This window comes from Lysobacter sp. 22409, from assembly GCF_052045105.1.
Lineage (GTDB): Bacteria > Pseudomonadota > Gammaproteobacteria > Xanthomonadales > Xanthomonadaceae > Lysobacter > Lysobacter antibioticus_B.
On record NZ_JBQEOE010000007.1, the window covers coordinates 42,101 to 57,210 of the forward strand.

At 67.9% G+C, this 15,110-nt stretch carries 10 protein-coding genes and 1 tRNA gene; 8 read left to right on the top strand and 3 right to left on the bottom strand.

Translation table 11 applies throughout. The features are described from left to right. Positions 1 to 248 precede the first annotated feature (248 nt). Positions 249 to 2,492 carry a DNA topoisomerase IV subunit A gene (parC, locus tag ACTJJK_RS05570; RefSeq protein ID WP_031373774.1) on the bottom strand — a complete coding sequence of 748 codons (2,244 nt, stop codon included), beginning with the start codon at positions 2,490 to 2,492 and terminating at the stop codon, positions 249 to 251. A 182-nt stretch (positions 2,493 to 2,674) separates the two neighbouring features. On the opposite strand from parC, the gene ACTJJK_RS05575 reads away from it, so the two are divergent. The 5 genes from ACTJJK_RS05575 (at position 2,675) to ACTJJK_RS05595 (ending at position 10,370) form a co-directional block, all read left to right on the top strand. Next, positions 2,675 to 3,499 carry a glutaminyl-peptide cyclotransferase gene (locus ACTJJK_RS05575; protein ID WP_081931280.1) on the top strand — a complete coding sequence of 275 codons (825 nt, stop codon included), beginning with the start codon at positions 2,675 to 2,677 and terminating at the stop codon, positions 3,497 to 3,499. Between the two features lie 353 nt (positions 3,500 to 3,852). Beyond that, entirely contained in the window at positions 3,853 to 5,061 is a 1,209-nt protein-coding gene (locus tag ACTJJK_RS05580; protein WP_440729714.1) for an efflux RND transporter periplasmic adaptor subunit, read from the top strand. After that, entirely contained in the window at positions 5,058 to 8,204 is a 3,147-nt protein-coding gene (locus tag ACTJJK_RS05585) for a multidrug efflux RND transporter permease subunit (protein WP_440729715.1), read from the top strand. Before ACTJJK_RS05580 ends, ACTJJK_RS05585 begins: the two co-directional genes overlap by 4 nt. Before the next feature lie 49 nt (positions 8,205 to 8,253). Continuing rightward, positions 8,254 to 8,970, top strand: coding sequence for a heavy metal response regulator transcription factor (locus ACTJJK_RS05590; RefSeq protein WP_031373770.1), 717 nt, complete (start codon positions 8,254 to 8,256; stop codon positions 8,968 to 8,970). Next, on the top strand, positions 8,967 to 10,370 hold the full coding sequence (locus ACTJJK_RS05595) for a heavy metal sensor histidine kinase (protein ID WP_223620532.1): 1,404 nt from the start codon (positions 8,967 to 8,969) through the stop codon (positions 10,368 to 10,370). The genes ACTJJK_RS05590 and ACTJJK_RS05595 overlap by 4 nt, the downstream gene beginning before the upstream one ends. 307 nt (positions 10,371 to 10,677) lie before the next feature. Here ACTJJK_RS05595 and rnk read toward each other — a convergent pair whose 3' ends face one another. Further along, entirely contained in the window at positions 10,678 to 11,115 is a 438-nt protein-coding gene (gene rnk / locus ACTJJK_RS05600; protein ID WP_408950400.1) for a nucleoside diphosphate kinase regulator, read from the bottom strand. 407 nt (positions 11,116 to 11,522) lie between these two features. On the opposite strand from rnk, the gene ACTJJK_RS05605 reads away from it, so the two are divergent. The 3 genes from ACTJJK_RS05605 (at position 11,523) to idi (ending at position 13,321) form a co-directional block, all read left to right on the top strand. Then, positions 11,523 to 11,607: transfer RNA gene (locus ACTJJK_RS05605), tRNA-Leu, on the top strand. A gap of 607 nt (positions 11,608 to 12,214) precedes the next feature. Beyond that, positions 12,215 to 12,553, top strand: coding sequence for a hypothetical protein (locus ACTJJK_RS05610; protein ID WP_440729716.1), 339 nt, complete (start codon positions 12,215 to 12,217; stop codon positions 12,551 to 12,553). 228 nt (positions 12,554 to 12,781) lie between these two features. After that, a complete protein-coding gene (gene idi / locus ACTJJK_RS05615) occupies positions 12,782 to 13,321 on the top strand; it encodes an isopentenyl-diphosphate Delta-isomerase (RefSeq protein WP_031373766.1) in 540 nt (179 codons plus the stop codon). 39 nt (positions 13,322 to 13,360) lie between these two features. Here idi and pip read toward each other — a convergent pair whose 3' ends face one another. Beyond that, entirely contained in the window at positions 13,361 to 14,314 is a 954-nt protein-coding gene (gene pip, locus ACTJJK_RS05620; RefSeq protein WP_223620534.1) for a prolyl aminopeptidase, read from the bottom strand. Between the last annotated feature and the right edge of the window lie 796 nt (positions 14,315 to 15,110).

A 15,110-nucleotide genomic window follows, 5' to 3' on the forward strand; every position in this document is an offset into this window, starting at 1 on the left:
CGGCGCGAGCCGCGACCAATCGAAGTAATTTTCGCAAGCGTAGTCAGCCGAAGCTGCAGGGAAGCGGCTGCTTTACAGCGATGTCCGATTGCGTCCTGACTTCGGTTGCTGGCGTGGTATTGCACCGCTTCGGCTGTCGCGGCTTGCGCCGCTCCTACCCAAGAGCGTATCGCCGCCACCGGACTCATAACGACAACGCCCCGCTCGAAGCGGGGCGTTGTCGTATTTGCGACGGGGCCTGCGGAGGCTTACTCCACCGACAAGCCTTCGACCTTCTGCCAGCCGCGCGGCAACAGGCCGCCGCGGGTGGCGCGGGCGCCGAGGTAGGGTTCCAGGTCTTTCCAGGACAGGCTCATGGTGCGCGCGCCCGACTTGACGGTCAGGGTGCCGCCCGGGGCCACCACGGCGACCGCGATCACGCGTTCGGTGCCGAGCTTGGCCTTGGGGATGTCGATGATCTTGTTGCCCTTGCCCTTGTCGAGCTCAGGCAGCTCCGACACCGGGAAGGCGAGCAGATGGCCGACGTTGGTCACCGCGACCACGCGATCCTGCTCGACATCGCCGACCTGCGCCGGCTGCAGCACCTTCGCATTCGGGGTCAGCGACAGCATCGCCTTGCCCGCCTTGTTGCGGCCGGTCAGGTTCTCGAAGCGGGTCACGAAGCCATAGCCGTGACTGCTGGCGAGAACGAAGCGCTGATCGTTGTCGCCAGCCGCCAGGGTCTGGAACGACGCGCCCGGTGCCGGCGAGAAACGGCCGGTCAAGGGTTCGCCGTTGCCGCGCGCCGAGGGCAGGCCGTGGATCAGGGTCGAGTAGGAACGGCCGGTCGAATCCAGGAACGCCACCTGCTGGGTGCTGCGTCCGCGCGCCGCGCCGAGCAGGCCGTCGCCGTCGCGATAGCTGAGCGTGGCGGCGTCGATCTCGTGGCCCTTGGCCGCGCGCACCCAGCCCTTTTCGCTGATGACCACGGTCATCGGCTCGCTGGCGACCAGCTCGGTTTCCGACAAGGCCTGGGCGGCGTTGCGCGAGACCAGCGGCGAACGGCGCGCGTCGCCGAACTTCTTGGCGTCGGCCAGCAACTCGTCCTTGATCAGCTTCTTGAGCTTGGCCTTGCTGCCGAGGGTGGCGATCAGCTGTTCGCGCTCGGCAGCCAGTTCGTCCTGCTCGCCGCGGATCTTCATTTCTTCCAGGCGCGCGAGTTGGCGCAGCCGGGTTTCCATGATGTAGTCGGTCTGCTCTTCGCTGAGGTCGAAACGCTTCATCAGCACCGGACGCGGTTCGTCCTCGCTGCGGATGATGCGGATCACTTCGTCGAGATTGAGGAACGCGACCAGCAAGCCTTCCAACAAGTGCAGGCGGCGCTCGACCTTTTCCAGGCGGTGGGTCAGGCGGCGGGTGACGGTGTCGGTGCGGAAGCTCAGCCACTCGCTCAGGAAGGCCTTGAGCCCCTTGACCTGCGGCCGGCCGTCCAGGCCGATCACGTTCATGTTGATCCGGTAGCTCTTCTCCATGTCCGTGGTCGCGAACAGGTGGCCCATGAGCTGTTCGACGTCGACACGGTTGGAGCGCGGCACCAGCACGATGCGGGTCGGGTTGGCGTGGTCGGACTCGTCGCGGATGTCTTCCAGCCAGGGCAGCTTCTTGGCCCGCATCTGGGTCGCGATCTGTTCGATGACCTTGCCCGGCGAGGCCTGGTAGGGCAGCGCGGTGACGACGATGTTCGGGCCGTCCTTCTCGAAGATGGCGCGCGCGCGCACGCTGCCCAGACCGGTCTCGTACATCGCCAGCAGGTCGCTGCGCGAGGTGATGATCTCGGCCGGGGTCGGATAGTCCGGGCCCAGCACGTGCTCGCACAGGTCGCGGGTGGTGGCGTCGGGGTCGTCGAGCAGGCGCACGCAGGCGCTGACAATCTCGTTGAGGTTGTGCGGCGGCACGTCGGTGGCCATGCCGACCGCGATGCCGGTGGTGCCGTTGAGCAGCAGGTGCGGCAGGCGCGCCGGCATCCAGGTCGGTTCTTCCAGGGTGCCGTCGAAGTTCGGGGTCCAGTCGACCGTGCCCTGGCCGAGCTCGCCGAGCAGCACTTCGGCGATCGGGGTCAGCTTGGATTCGGTATAGCGCATCGCCGCGAACGACTTGGGATCGTCGCTGGAACCGAAGTTGCCCTGGCCCTCGACCAGCGGATAGCGGTACGAGAACGGCTGCGCCATCAGCACCATCGCCTCGTAACAGGCGCTGTCGCCGTGCGGGTGGTACTTACCGATCACGTCGCCGACGGTGCGCGCGGATTTCTTCGGCTTGGCCCCGGCGTTGAGGCCGAGTTCGCTCATCGAGTAGATGATGCGGCGCTGGACCGGCTTGAGGCCGTCGCCCAGGAAGGGCAGGGCGCGGTCCAGGACCACGTACATCGAGTAGTCGAGGTAGGCGCGCTCGGCGTACTCGCGCAGGGGAATCTGTTCGAAGCCGTGGAAAACCGGACGTACGGGATCAGTCATGGAACCTTTGAGGCGGGGTAGGGCTGAGCCGGGATTCTAACCGGGGACGGCTGGGCGGATGTGGACGGGGTGTCGTGGACGGGGCGTGGACCGGCGCGGGCGTCGTGCGGCAGCCGTGCGGCAGCCGGTTCGGGCGCGAGGCGGTATTCTCGGCATCCGCGATCGCCCACGTTGAGACTGCCATGCCCTTGCGCGCACGCCTTCCCGCCTCGCTGATCCCTTGCCTGGCCTTGATCGGGGCGAGTGTGCTGCCGGTGGCGACGGCCCAGGCGCCGGGGCGCGAAGTGCCGGTGTATTCCTACCGGGTGGTCGCGCGCTATCCGCACGATGCCGGCGCGTTCACCCAGGGCTTGATCTTCAAGGACGGTTTCCTGTACGAGAGCACCGGCATGTACGGGCGCTCGTCGGTGCGCAAGGTCCGCCTGGCCGACGGCAAGGTGCTGGAGAAGACCGATCTGCCGGCCTCGGTGTTCGGCGAAGGCCTGACCGACCGCGGCCAGCAGTTGCTGGTGCTGACCTGGACCACGCAGACCGGCTACATCGTCAAGCTGCCGGGGCTCGCGGTGACCGGCAACTTCGCCTATCCGGGCGAGGGCTGGGGCCTGGCGCGCTCGGCCGACACGATCTACATGAGCGACGGCACCGCGCAGATCCGTTTGCTCGATCCGAAGTCGCTGCGCGAGCGCTCGCGCATCCGGGTGACCTTCAACGGCAAGCCGCTGCCGCAGCTCAACGAACTGGAATGGGTCGACGGCGAGCTGTTCGCCAACGTCTGGATGACCGACAGCATCGTCCGCATCGACCCGAACAGCGGCCGGGTCGTCGGTCGCATCGACTTGGGCGGCCTGCTCGCGCGCCACGGCACCCGCAGCCGCGGCGCCGACGTGCTCAACGGCATCGCTTACGACGGCGCGCGCAAGCGTCTGTTCGTGACCGGCAAGTTGTGGCCGGATCTGTTCGAGATCGAGCTGGTGCCGCCGGCGCCGCGCGCGGTCAAGCCGCGCTGAGCAAACGGCCCAGCCAAACCGCGCCGATCGAACCGCACAGATCAAGCCGCACGGAGCGGGATCTGGCCGCCTGTATCGCTGGAGCCTGCGTGCCCTTGCGGCGCCGCATTGTGCTGCGTGCGTCCAACCATCGCGATCGTGCGACGCGACCGTGCCGATAGGCACTGTCGTCGAACGCATCGATATGAAGCAGGCCGGCGATAACCGCGCCAGCTGACGAATTTGTCAGCCAAGCGACAGCTTGCTGTCCGTGGCCGCCGCCTAGAGTCGTCGCACGGTCTGCTTTCCTCCCCTCGCGGGCCGTCGCGGCGCGCTCCGGTGCGCCGCTCCATCGACCCGCCACGGATGCCGCCATGTCGCCCACGCCCGTCTCCACGCTTTCGCCCCGCGCCCGCAAGACCGTTTTCGCCGCCGCTGTATCGCTCGCGGTCGTCGCCGGAGGGCTGGCCTGGGGCGCTTTCGGCAGCCGCGGCGCGCCGCCGCCGGCGCCACCGCCGCCGGTTCCGGTGACGACGATGCGGGTCGAGCGCCGCGACGTGCCGCATTGGCAGGAAACCATCGGCACGGTGACCTCCCTGCAGAGCACGGTGCTGCGCCCGCAGGTCGATGGCGTGCTGACCCAGGTGCTGTTCCGCGAAGGCCAGCAGGTCAAGCGCGGGCAGTTGCTCGCGCGCATCGACGACCGCAGCATCGCCGCGAATCTCGACGGCGCCCAGGCCGCATTGGCGCGCGATGCGGCGCAACTGCGCGCGGCGAAATCCGACCTCGACCGGTTCCGCCAGTTGTCCGGCAGCCAGTTGATCGCCCGCCAGATGCTGGAACAGCAGGCCGCTTCGGTGCAGCAGTTGCAGGCCACCGCGCAGGCCAACCAGGCGGCGATCGACGCCACTCGCGTGCAACTGTCGCATACCCGAATCTTGTCGCCGATCGACGGCCGCGTCGGCCTGCGCCGCGTCGATCCGGGCAATGTGGTGCGCGCCGGCGACGACGACGGCCTGGTCACGGTGCAGCAGGTCGATCCGATCTCGGTGATGTTCACCCTGCCGCAGGACCAATTGCCGGGCCTGCGCCAAGCCCAGGCCGCCGGCGCGGTCGAGGTGCAGGCGCTCGACCGCGACGCCGGCGTGGTGCTGGCGCAAGGCGAGTTGAGCGTGATCGACAACCAGATCGACGACGCCACCGGCACCGTGCGCATCCGCGCGGTGTTCAAGAATTCGCAGGACCGCCTGTGGCCCGGGCAATTGGTCAGCGTGCGCGTGCGCACCGGCACCAGCGCGGCCGCGACCGTGGTCGCCAGCGAAGCGGTGCAGCGCGGCGCCGACGACCACTTCGTCTACCGCCTCGAGGCCGGCAACAAGGTCGCGCTGGTTCCGGTGCGGATCGAGTACCAGGACGACAAACTCGCCGTGGTCAGCGGACTGCAGGCCGGCGACGTGGTGGTGCGCGACGGCCAGTCGCGACTCAAACCCGGCATGACCGTGGCGCCGACCGCGCCGACCGCGCCGACCGTACGCGCCGCGCCGGGCAACGCCGTGGCGGCGCGCGTGGCGGGGGCGCCGTGAGCGGTCGCGTCTCGATTTCCGGCTGGTTCGTTCGCCATCCGGTCGCGACCACGCTGCTGACCGCAGCGGTGCTGTTGCTCGGCTTGTTCGCCTTGCCGCGGCTGCCGGTGGCGCCGTTGCCGCAGGCCGAGTTCCCGACCATCCGCATCGATGCTTCGCTGCCCGGCGCCAGTGCCGAGACCATGGCCTCGGCGGTGGCGACGCCGCTGGAGACGCAGCTGACCGCGGTGCCGGGCATCAGCGAGATGACCTCGACCAGCGCCCTGGGCAGCACCTCGATCACCTTGCAGTTCGTGCTCGACAAGAGCATCGACACCGCCGCCCAGGAAGTGCAGGCGGCGATCAACAACGTTTCCGGGCGCCTGCCGCGCGACATGCCGAGCCTGCCGCGCTGGACCAAGATCAACCCCGCCGACAGCCCGATCCTGATCCTGAGCATGCATTCGCCGCTGATGCCGCTGACCGAGCTCAGCGACCTCGCCGAGACCCGCTTCGCGCGCAGCCTGAGCCAGATCGACGGCGTGTCGGAAGTCTTCGTCGCCGGCCAGGTGCGGCCGGCGATGCGCATCCAGGCCGCGCCCGAGCGCCTGGCCGCGATCGGCCTGACCCTGGCCGACCTGCGCAACGTCGCCCAGAGCGCCAGCGTCAACCAGGCCAAGGGCGCGGTGATCGGCGCGCGGCGCATGTCGACCCTGGAAACCAACGACCAGTTGTTCAAGGCCGAGGACTACGAGCGCCTGGTCGTGACCTATCGCAACGGCGCGCCAGTGCGGCTGGGCGACGTCGCCCGCATCAGTTTCGGCGGCGAGAACGATTACGTACGCGCTTGGCCGAACGGCAAGGACGGGGTGATGCTGGTGGTGTTTCGCCAGCCCGGCGCCAACATCATCAAGACCACCGACGCGGTGCTCGAAGCGTTGCCGCGGTTGCGCGCCAATCTGCCGGCCAGCGTCGAGGTCGAGGTCTTCAACGACCGCACCCGCACCATTCGCGCCTCCCTGCACGACGTCGAGCTGACCCTGGTCCTGACCGTGCTGCTGGTGGTCGTGGTAATGGGCCTGTTCCTGCGCGAACTGTCCGCCACTCTGATCGTCGGCGCGGTGCTGGTGGTGGCCCTGGTGGCCACGTTCGCGGCGATGTACGCCCTGGGTTTCACTCTCAACAACCTCACCTTGGTGGCGCTGGTGATCGCCGTGGGTTTCGTGGTCGACGACGCCATCGTCGTGGTCGAGAACATCCATCGTCATCGCGAAGCCGGCATGCCGATGCTGCAGGCGGCGCTGCAGGGCGCCAGCGAGATCGGCTTCACCGTGGTGACCATCGGTGTGTCGCTGATCGCCGCCTTCATCCCCTTGTTGTTCATGGGCGGCGTGGTCGGGCGCCTGTTCGCCGAGTTCGCGCTGACCGTGACCGTGGCGATCGCGATTTCGATCGTGGCGTCGTTGACGCTCGCGCCGATGCTGGCCTCGCGCTTCATGCGCAAGTCCTCCGGCCATGCCGATGCCGCCGGCACCTGGTCGGGACGGTTGCTCGCCGGCTACGACCGCAGCCTGCAATGGGCGCTAGCCCATCAACGCCTGATGCTCGCCGGTTTCGGCCTGACCGTGGCGATCGCGGTCGCTTCCTATGCGCTGATCCCGAAGGGCTTCTTTCCGTCGCAGGACACCGCCTTCGTGTTCGCCACCACCGAAGCTGCGCAGGACATTTCCTACGAGGACATGGTCGCCAAGCACAAGCAACTGGCGCAGCTCGCCGCCGAAGACCCGGCCCTGCAGAGCTGGGGCCATTCGGTCGGCGCCACGGCAGGCAGTTCGACCATGTCCAACGGCCGGTTCTGGTTCGTGCTCAAGGACCGCGGCGATCGCGACGTGTCCGCCGACGAGTTCATCGACCGCATGCGCGGCAAGCTGTCGCAGGTGCCGGGCATCACGATCTTCATGCGCTCGGCGCAGGACATCAACATCGGCGCCGGGCCCTCGCGCACCCAATACCTGTACGCCCTGCGCGGCGCCGACAGCGCCGAACTGGGGCTGTGGGCCGATCGCCTGACCCAGCGCCTGGCGACATTGCCGGAGCTGCGCGACGTGTCCAACGACCAGAAGATCGGCGCCAGCATCGTGCGCCTGGCGATCGACCGCACCGCCGCGGCGCGTTTCGGCCTGAGCGCCCAGGACATCGACAATGCGCTGTACGACGCCTACGGCCAGCGCCAGATCAACGAGTTCCAGACCGAGACCAACCAATACCGGGTGATTCTCGAAATCGACCCGCGCATGCGCGGCAGCATCGACAGCCTGGCTTACTTCCATCTGCGTTCGGCCACCACCGGGCAGATGGTGCCGTTGTCGGCGGTGGCGCGGGTCGAGCCGCCCGGCAACGGGCCCTTGTCGATCAGCCACAACGGCCTGTCGCCGGCGGTCAACATCTCCTTCAACCTCGCCGCCGGCGTCGCCCTCGGCGATGCGGTCGCCGCACTCGACCGGGCCAAGGCCGAGATCGGCATGCCGAGCAGCGTCAGCGGCAATTTCCAGGGCTCGGCGCAGGCCTTCCAGGACTCGCTGGCGACCCAGCCGCTGCTGATCCTGGCCGCCTTGCTCGCGGTCTACATCATCCTCGGCGTGCTCTACGAGAGTTTCGTCCACCCGCTGACGATCCTGTCGACTCTGCCGTCGGCCGGCATCGGCGCGGTCTTGCTGCTGTGGGTGTGGCGCCTGGATTTCTCGATCATGGCCCTGATCGGCATCGTGTTGCTGATCGGCATCGTCAAGAAGAACGGCATTTTGCTGGTCGACTTCGCCCTGGACGCGCAACGCCGGCGCGGCCTGTCGCCGACTGCGGCGATCCACGAGGCCTGCCTGACCCGGTTCCGCCCGATCATGATGACCACCCTGGCGGCCTTGCTCGGCGCGATTCCGCTGATGATCGGCTTCGGCACAGGCGCGGAGTTGCGCCAGCCGCTCGGCGTGGCGGTGGTCGGCGGCCTGCTGATCAGCCAGGTCCTGACCCTGTACAGCACGCCGGTGATCTATCTGGCGCTGGACCGGCTGTTCCTGCGCCGTCGCCGCGAGGCGGCGCAGGCGGCCTCGCCCGGGCCGGTCGACCCGGCCCGCTCGGCCGACTCGGCCGCAGCGGCGACGGCCTGAGCGGCGGTACGATGTCGGCCCAGGTACTGCCCGCAAGCTCGGTGTCGCGATGAAGCTGCTGATCGTCGAAGACGAAATCAAGACCGCCGATTACCTGCGCGACGGCCTGGCCGAGCAGGGCTGGGCGGTCGATGTCGCCCGCGACGGCGTGTCCGGCCTGCACCTGGCGCGCGAACTCGACTACGACGTGATCGTGCTCGACGTGATGCTGCCCGGCATGGACGGCTTCGCGGTGCTGCGCGAACTGCGCACGCGCAAGCAGACGCCGGTGATCATGCTGACCGCGCGCGACCGCATCGACGACCGCGTGCATGGCCTCGGCGCCGGCGCCGACGATTACCTGGTCAAGCCGTTCTCTTTCATCGAGTTGTTGGCGCGCTTGCAAGCGCTGGTGCGGCGCGGCCGCCAGCAGGAGCCGACCGAGCTGCAGATCGGCGATCTGTCGATCAACCTGATCGCGCGCCGCGCCCATCGCGACGGCTGCCGCCTGGATCTGACCGGCAAGGAATTCGCCTTGCTGGCCTTGCTGGCGCAACGCCGCGGCCAGATCCTGTCGAAGACGGTGATCGCCGCACAGGTCTGGGACATCAATTTCGACAGCCACACCAACGTGGTCGAGGTCGCGATCAAGCGCCTGCGCACCAAGATCGACGGTCCCTTCCGCGACAAGCTGCTGCACACCGTGCGCGGCATGGGCTATGTGTTGGAGGCGCGCGAGGGCGAGCAGGGCGAAGTCCCGTCGCCGTCGGGGCGGGCCTCGGCATGAGGCCTTTCAGCGACATCTCCATCGCCCAACGCCTCGCGGCGATGTTCGCGCTCGCCGCGCTGTTGGTGTTCACCCTGGTCGGCGTCACCCTGTACCAGGTGCTGGAAAACCAGATCGTGCGTTACCAGCGCGCCGAGCTGGAGACCAAGCTGCGTTCGGTCGCCGGCAGCGTCGCCATGTGCGACACCCGCGAGCGTTGGTACAAGGTGCAGGACAAGGTCGAGAACCTGACCTCCAGCGATCGCAGCATCCGCATCTGGGCCTGGAGCGGCGATGCCGGTTTCCGCATCGGCAGCGGCGAGCCGGAAGTGGACGTGCCGCGCAAGGGCGACCATGGCATGGGCCGCCTGTGGCTGAACGGCCACTCGGCGCCGTACCGCACCCTCAACGAATTGATTCCCGCGCACGGCGAGCGGCCGGCGGTGCGGTTGTGGATCGGCATCGATTCCTGGCCTTACGTGTCGGCCTTGCGCTCGTTCGTGCTGGCGCTGGTGGTGCTCGGCGTGGTCGGCACCGCCGTGGTGGCCTTGCTCGGCCACTGGATCGCGCGGGTCGGCCTGCGGCCCTTGCAGCGTTTGTCGAGCCAGGCGCAGGCCTTGAGCCCGAGCAACCTCTCGCAACGCCTGCAGCCGGCGCAGTTGCCGCCCGAGCTCGGCCATCTGACCGGCGCCTTCAACGGCGCCCTCGACCGGCTCGAAGGCGCCTACACCCGCCTGGATGCGTTCAATGCCGACGTCGCCCACGAACTGCGCACGCCGCTGACCAATCTGATGGGCCAGACCCAGGTCGCGCTGTCGCGGCCGCGCGAAGCCGCCCAGCTCGAGGACGTGCTGCAGTCGAACCTGGAAGAGCTCGAACGCATGCGCTGCATCGTCAACGACATGCTGTTCCTGTCGCGTGCCGACCAGGGCGACATCGCCCTGGATCGGGTCTGCGTGGCGCTCGCCGACGAAGTCGCCAAGACCGGCGAGTTCCTCGAGTACCTGCTCGAAGAAGCCGGCATGCGTCTGCGCATCGACGGCACCGCCGATGCCTGGATCGACACCGCGCTGTTCCGCCGCGCCATGACCAACCTGCTGCACAACGCGGTGCAGCACGCGACCCCGGGCTCGGAGATCGTGGTCGAACTCGGCAACGGCGGCGAAGGCGCGCGCGTCGCGGTGCGCAACCAGGGCTCCTCGGTGGCCTCCGAGCACCTGGTGCGCATGTTCGATCGTTTCTATCGCGTCGACGCCGCGCGCGAACACCGCGGCGAACGCCATCACGGCCTGGGCCTGTCGATCGTCAAGGCCATCGCGGTCCTGCACGGCGGCGAAGTATTCGCGAGCAGCGAAGAGGGTGCGACGACGGTGGGCTTCAACCTCGCCACACCGGCGGCCTGCACCAGCGCTACAGGGTAGGAGCGGCGTCCTGCTGGATTTCCTTCGGTCATAAGCCGCGGCCACACAGTTTCAGATTGCCGTGAACCCATCGATGGGCGTCGCTCGCATCGCTGATTCTCTGCTAGCCGCCGATGTGTCGCAGCTGGCTGCGGTTTCGCGGTCGCGGCTCGCGCCNGCCGCGACCACGCGGTTTCAGATCGCCGCGAACGAACCATGGCCGTCGCTCGCGCGGTGGTTCTCTCGTGGCCTTTGCCGGGGGCGTCGTCGCCGTTGGTTTCGCGCTCGCGGCTCGCGCCGCTCCTACCCACGGGCGCGCCCGCGCGACTCAGCGGTGCAGGTCGCCCGCAGCTTCGGGTTGGTAGCGCAGGGCGAGCACGCGCAGGCGTGCGCTGCGGCCGCCGGGCAGGGGCCAGTCGATGCGGGCGCCCACGGCGAGGCCGAGCAGGGCGGTGCCGATCGGCGCCAGGATCGAGATGCGTTCGGCGCTGCCGTCGGCGTCGCGCGGATACACCAAGGTGACTTCGCGCTCTTCGCCGCTGCTCTCGTCGAGGAAGCGGATCACCGAATTCATGGTGATGATGTCGGCCGGCATCTGCGCCGGTTCGACGAGGTCGGCGCGGTCGAGTTCGCGGCGCAGGCCGCGGGTGTCGAGAGCGGCGGCGAGCGGCTGTTCCAGCAGGGCTTCGAGCCGGTCGCAGTCCAGGCGCGACAGGGTCAGCGGAGGAGGCAGTCCGGAGGGATGGGGCAGGTGGTTCGGGTTCATTCGTGGATCTCCAAAGCAAGAACGGGCGACGCACGATGCGCCGCCCGCGGTTCAGGATGTTCGCGGACCTTAGCCCGGCGGCGAGGGGGCATCAAGCCGCAGGCGCTGCCCTGCCGCGCCGCTGCGCGGTCCGAACGCGGCAGGAATCGGATGGAACCGGGCCTCGGTGATGGAGCGCAGCAAGCGGAGCGTTCAGCACCGTTCGCCGGCGCCGACGGCGGCGCGATTGCGTCGGCGCGCGCATGGCGCGGGCCTTGCGCTGCAGTCCTCGCGAGCGCAACGGCTCGGACGCGGCCTTCCCGACCTTGCCTTAAATGCCGGTTGAAATAAGTTGCGACAAAACCGTTGACAGCCGACCCGCCGCAACGCAACATACGCGCCCCGCAGTACTGAACGTGTTGCGGCAGGCCCAGGTGGCGGAATTGGTAGACGCACTAGTTTCAGGTACTAGCGGGTAAAACCGTGGAGGTTCGAGTCCTCTCCTGGGCACCACTACATCGATCATCGCAGTCGGCACCGATGCGGCGATCCAACAAAGAACCCCGCCCCGGCGGGGTTTTTTGTTGCCTGCGATTTTTGCCGGCGCAACCCCTCGCGGCGACCCGCCGGCCCCGGCCGGCGCGGTGCCGCCGCCCCCTTATTCATCCTGCCGCGGCCACCAGGCCTGACCGGTCCGGGCCAGGGCTGCCGTATTTGTCCACATGGATCGGCGGTCGCGACCGTTCCGGCCGGCCGATCGACGGTTTCGGGCGTATGCAGGGTCGGGACCGCCTCCGGCGGCCAAGGACGGCGCAGGGTGGCCGGATGGCGGTATTCGGTGTGCCGGCGACGGGGCGCCAGGATGTCGGCCCCTGCCAACCGGGCCGTCGTGGCCCCTGCGACCGGGCTCGGCGATAGTCTTATCCGGGGCCGGCCTTTGCCTGGCCCAGGCTCATCGGCTAGTCTTCGCCACGAAGCTCAAGCCGTGAAGGCTGTGGCGGCAAGGGGAAGCGTAGGGCCCCGGGGGCCGATTCGACGGTTTCGACCGCGAATCCAGGCGAGGGGAACGACGCGCCGGTCTGCAATACAGGAAATCGAGTTCACACTAAGGAGAGGTCTCATGAAAAAGCTTTGTCTGTCGATCGTGTTGCTGATGGCGTCCTCGAGCGCCTTCGCCAACGAGTTCATTCCGTACTACGGCAACAACCCGTTCTTGTTCTGCAAGATCGGCGTGCCGCAGGACTGCTGGAGGCCGGTCAACGCCGCCACCGGCGAGTACAAGGTCGTCAACCGCAAGTGCTTCAACCCCTATTCGGCCAACCTGTTCTCGCGCGTGTGCAAGCAGGCGTTCCCGAACGGCATGCCGGCCGGCGATCTGGGCGGCGAGCCGCCGGCTCCGACCACCGACACCAAGGGCGCCAGCTCCACCAGCCGCGACCCGGCCCGCATCGACAAGTAAGTCGGTCGCGACATCGGTTCGAACGCAGCGGCCCCGCCTTGGCGGGGCCGTTCGCTATGCGGATTCGCAAGCGAGCCGCAGGAGGCGCGGCGGTCGCGCTTCGCAAGCCCGCTCGGCCATCCCCGCGCTGTGCCGATTCGGCCGGTTTCATGCCCCGCCCGTGATTGAGCGCACGACCCCGAACGCAGGGGCTGGCATAGTCGCGCTCATGCAGCGAACGAGAGCGATATGAACGAGATGCTCATCCTGGTCGACGAGCAAGACCAGGCCATCGGCGTCGGCGAGAAGATGCAGGTGCACCGGCAAGGGCTGTTGCACCGCGCGTTCTCGGTGTTCGTGTTCGATGCCCGGGGGCGCTGGCTGCTGCAACGTCGCGCCGACGGCAAATACCACTCCGGCGGTTTGTGGAGCAACAGCTGCTGCGGCCATCCGCGCGAAGGCGAGGCCACCGATGCAGCGGCGCGGCGCCGCTTGCGCGAGGAGATGGGTTTCGAGTGCGAGCTCAGGCACGTGGCCCGCATCACCTATCGCCTCGACGTCTCAGACGGCCTGGTCGAACACGAATGCGACCACGTCTTCGTCGGCCGCTACGACGGCCAGCCGCTGCCCGATCCCGCGGAAGCTTCCGACTGGGCCTGGAAGCCGCTGCCGGAACTGTGGGATGCCCTGGCCGGACGGCCGCAGGAGTTCAGCCGCTGGCTGCGCCATATCGCCGACCAAACCGGGCGCGCCGAGTTCGAACGCTGGCAAAGCCTGGCGACGCGATAACGCCGCCGGCTTTGCGGTCCTGCTTGCTGCGGTCGAGCCTCAGCCGTAGCGATCGGCCAGCGCGTCGGTTGCGCTCACCAGTACGTCGACGATCGCCGGATCGGCCGCGCTGTGGCCGGCCAGTACCACGCGGAAATCGGCCTCGGGCCAGGCGCAGGCGAGGTCGTAGGCGCTCTTGACCGGGCAAATGATGTCGTAGCGCCCGTGCACGATGGTCGCGGGGATGTGGCGGATACGCTCGACCCCGCGCAGCAACTGGTCCGGTTCCAGGAACACCCGATTGCGGAAGTAGTGGGCCTCGGCGCGCGCGACGCTGATCGCGGCATGCGGCTCCTCGAAATTGCCGACCTCGTCGGGGTCGTGCACCAGGGTGGTGCTGCCGCCTTCCCAATAGCTCCAGGCCTGCGCCGCGGCCAGGCGCACCGCTTGGTCGTCGCTGTCGAGCCGGCGCCAATAAGCCTCGGTCAAGTCCTCGTGTTCGTCCGGCGGAATGTGGTCGAGATAGCGCGTCCACCGTTCCGGGAAGATCCAGCGCGCGCCGCCGTCGAGTTCGTTGAACCAGCGCAGCTCGCCGGTGCTGCCGAGGAAGATGCCGCGCAAGACCAGGCCGAGCGTGCGCTCGGGGTGGGTTTGCGCATAGGCCAGCGCCAGGGTCGAACCCCAGGAGCCGCCGAACACGACCCAGCGCTCGATGCCGAAATGCTCGCGGATCGCTTCGATGTCGGCGACCAGGTGCCAGGTGGTGTTGTCGCGCAGTTCGGCGTGCGGCGTGGAGCGGCCGGAGCCGCGCTGGTCGAACAGCACGATGCGATAGCGCTTGGGATCGAAGAAGCGGCGGTGGTACGGCGAGACGCCGGCGCCGGGGCCGCCGTGCAAGAAGATCACCGGCAAGCCGTCGGGGTTGCCGCATTCCTCGATGTGCAGTTCGTGCAGCTCGTCGACCGCGAGGCGATGAGTGCGGTAAGGCTCGATTTCCGGATACAGCTCGCGCACGGACGGTCTCCTGCAGGGAATCGTCCGAGCATAGCGCCAGGGTTCCGTGCGCGTCATCAGTCGCGAACCTCGCGTCGCAATTTTGACCGATCCGGCACGGTGTGGCGGTGGGTTGCGCAGCGACCTGCATCTCGGCGCGTGATCGGGGCGTTGTGTTCGCGGCTTCAAAGGGTAGGAGCGGCGTCCTACTGGATATCCTCCGGTTACAAACCGCAACTACGGAGTTTCAATCTCGCGTCGTCGACTGCTGGAGCGTGGGTAGGAGCGACGCAAGTCGCGACCACGCTCTCGCGGCCTCCGGCGTGTCTCTCAAGCAAGAGCAGAGCTTCCGCCCGCTACGCGGCCGGGTTACTTTCTTTTGCTAAGCCCAAAAGAAAAGTAACCAAAGAAAAGGGCTCTCCTTGCAAGGGCACAGGCCACGAGTGCGCAGCTGTCGCCGGGATTTTTCGATAGGACATCCTTGTCCTATCGAAAAACGCTGCACGTCCTGTGCGGCGCCCTCCGGGTCTCCACTTGACCGGTAAAGCGGCAAAGCAGATCAAAATCTCGGCAACGCGCAACGCGCAACGCGCAACGCGCAACGGTGATCGACCACTGTAGGAGCGGCGTGAGCCGCGACCACGAACCGTCGATGGCAGCGATATTTCGCAGCCGACGTCAAATCCCGTCCTGGGCCATGGTTTTGGCCTTGGCCTTGGCTGTTGCTGTGCGCCGATTCGCACTAGCGAAGGCTATAGAAGACCCGGAGGGCGGCCCGCATGGATGCGGGCCGTTTTTCATCGGGACAGGGATGTCC

Bases quoted from the DNA above. Each gene is read 5' to 3' on its own strand.
- parC (WP_031373774.1), bottom strand. From the start codon at position 2,492: ATGACTGATCCCGTACGTCCGGTTTTCCACGGCTTCGAACAGATTCCC.
- ACTJJK_RS05575 (WP_081931280.1), top strand. From the start codon at position 2,675: ATGCCCTTGCGCGCACGCCTTCCCGCCTCGCTGATCCCTTGCCTGGCC.
- ACTJJK_RS05580 (WP_440729714.1), top strand. From the start codon at position 3,853: ATGTCGCCCACGCCCGTCTCCACGCTTTCGCCCCGCGCCCGCAAGACC.
- ACTJJK_RS05590 (WP_031373770.1), top strand. From the start codon at position 8,254: ATGAAGCTGCTGATCGTCGAAGACGAAATCAAGACCGCCGATTACCTG.
- ACTJJK_RS05595 (WP_223620532.1), top strand. From the start codon at position 8,967: ATGAGGCCTTTCAGCGACATCTCCATCGCCCAACGCCTCGCGGCGATG.
- rnk (WP_408950400.1), bottom strand. From the start codon at position 11,115: ATGAACCCGAACCACCTGCCCCATCCCTCCGGACTGCCTCCTCCGCTG.
- ACTJJK_RS05610 (WP_440729716.1), top strand. From the start codon at position 12,215: ATGAAAAAGCTTTGTCTGTCGATCGTGTTGCTGATGGCGTCCTCGAGC.
- idi (WP_031373766.1), top strand. From the start codon at position 12,782: ATGAACGAGATGCTCATCCTGGTCGACGAGCAAGACCAGGCCATCGGC.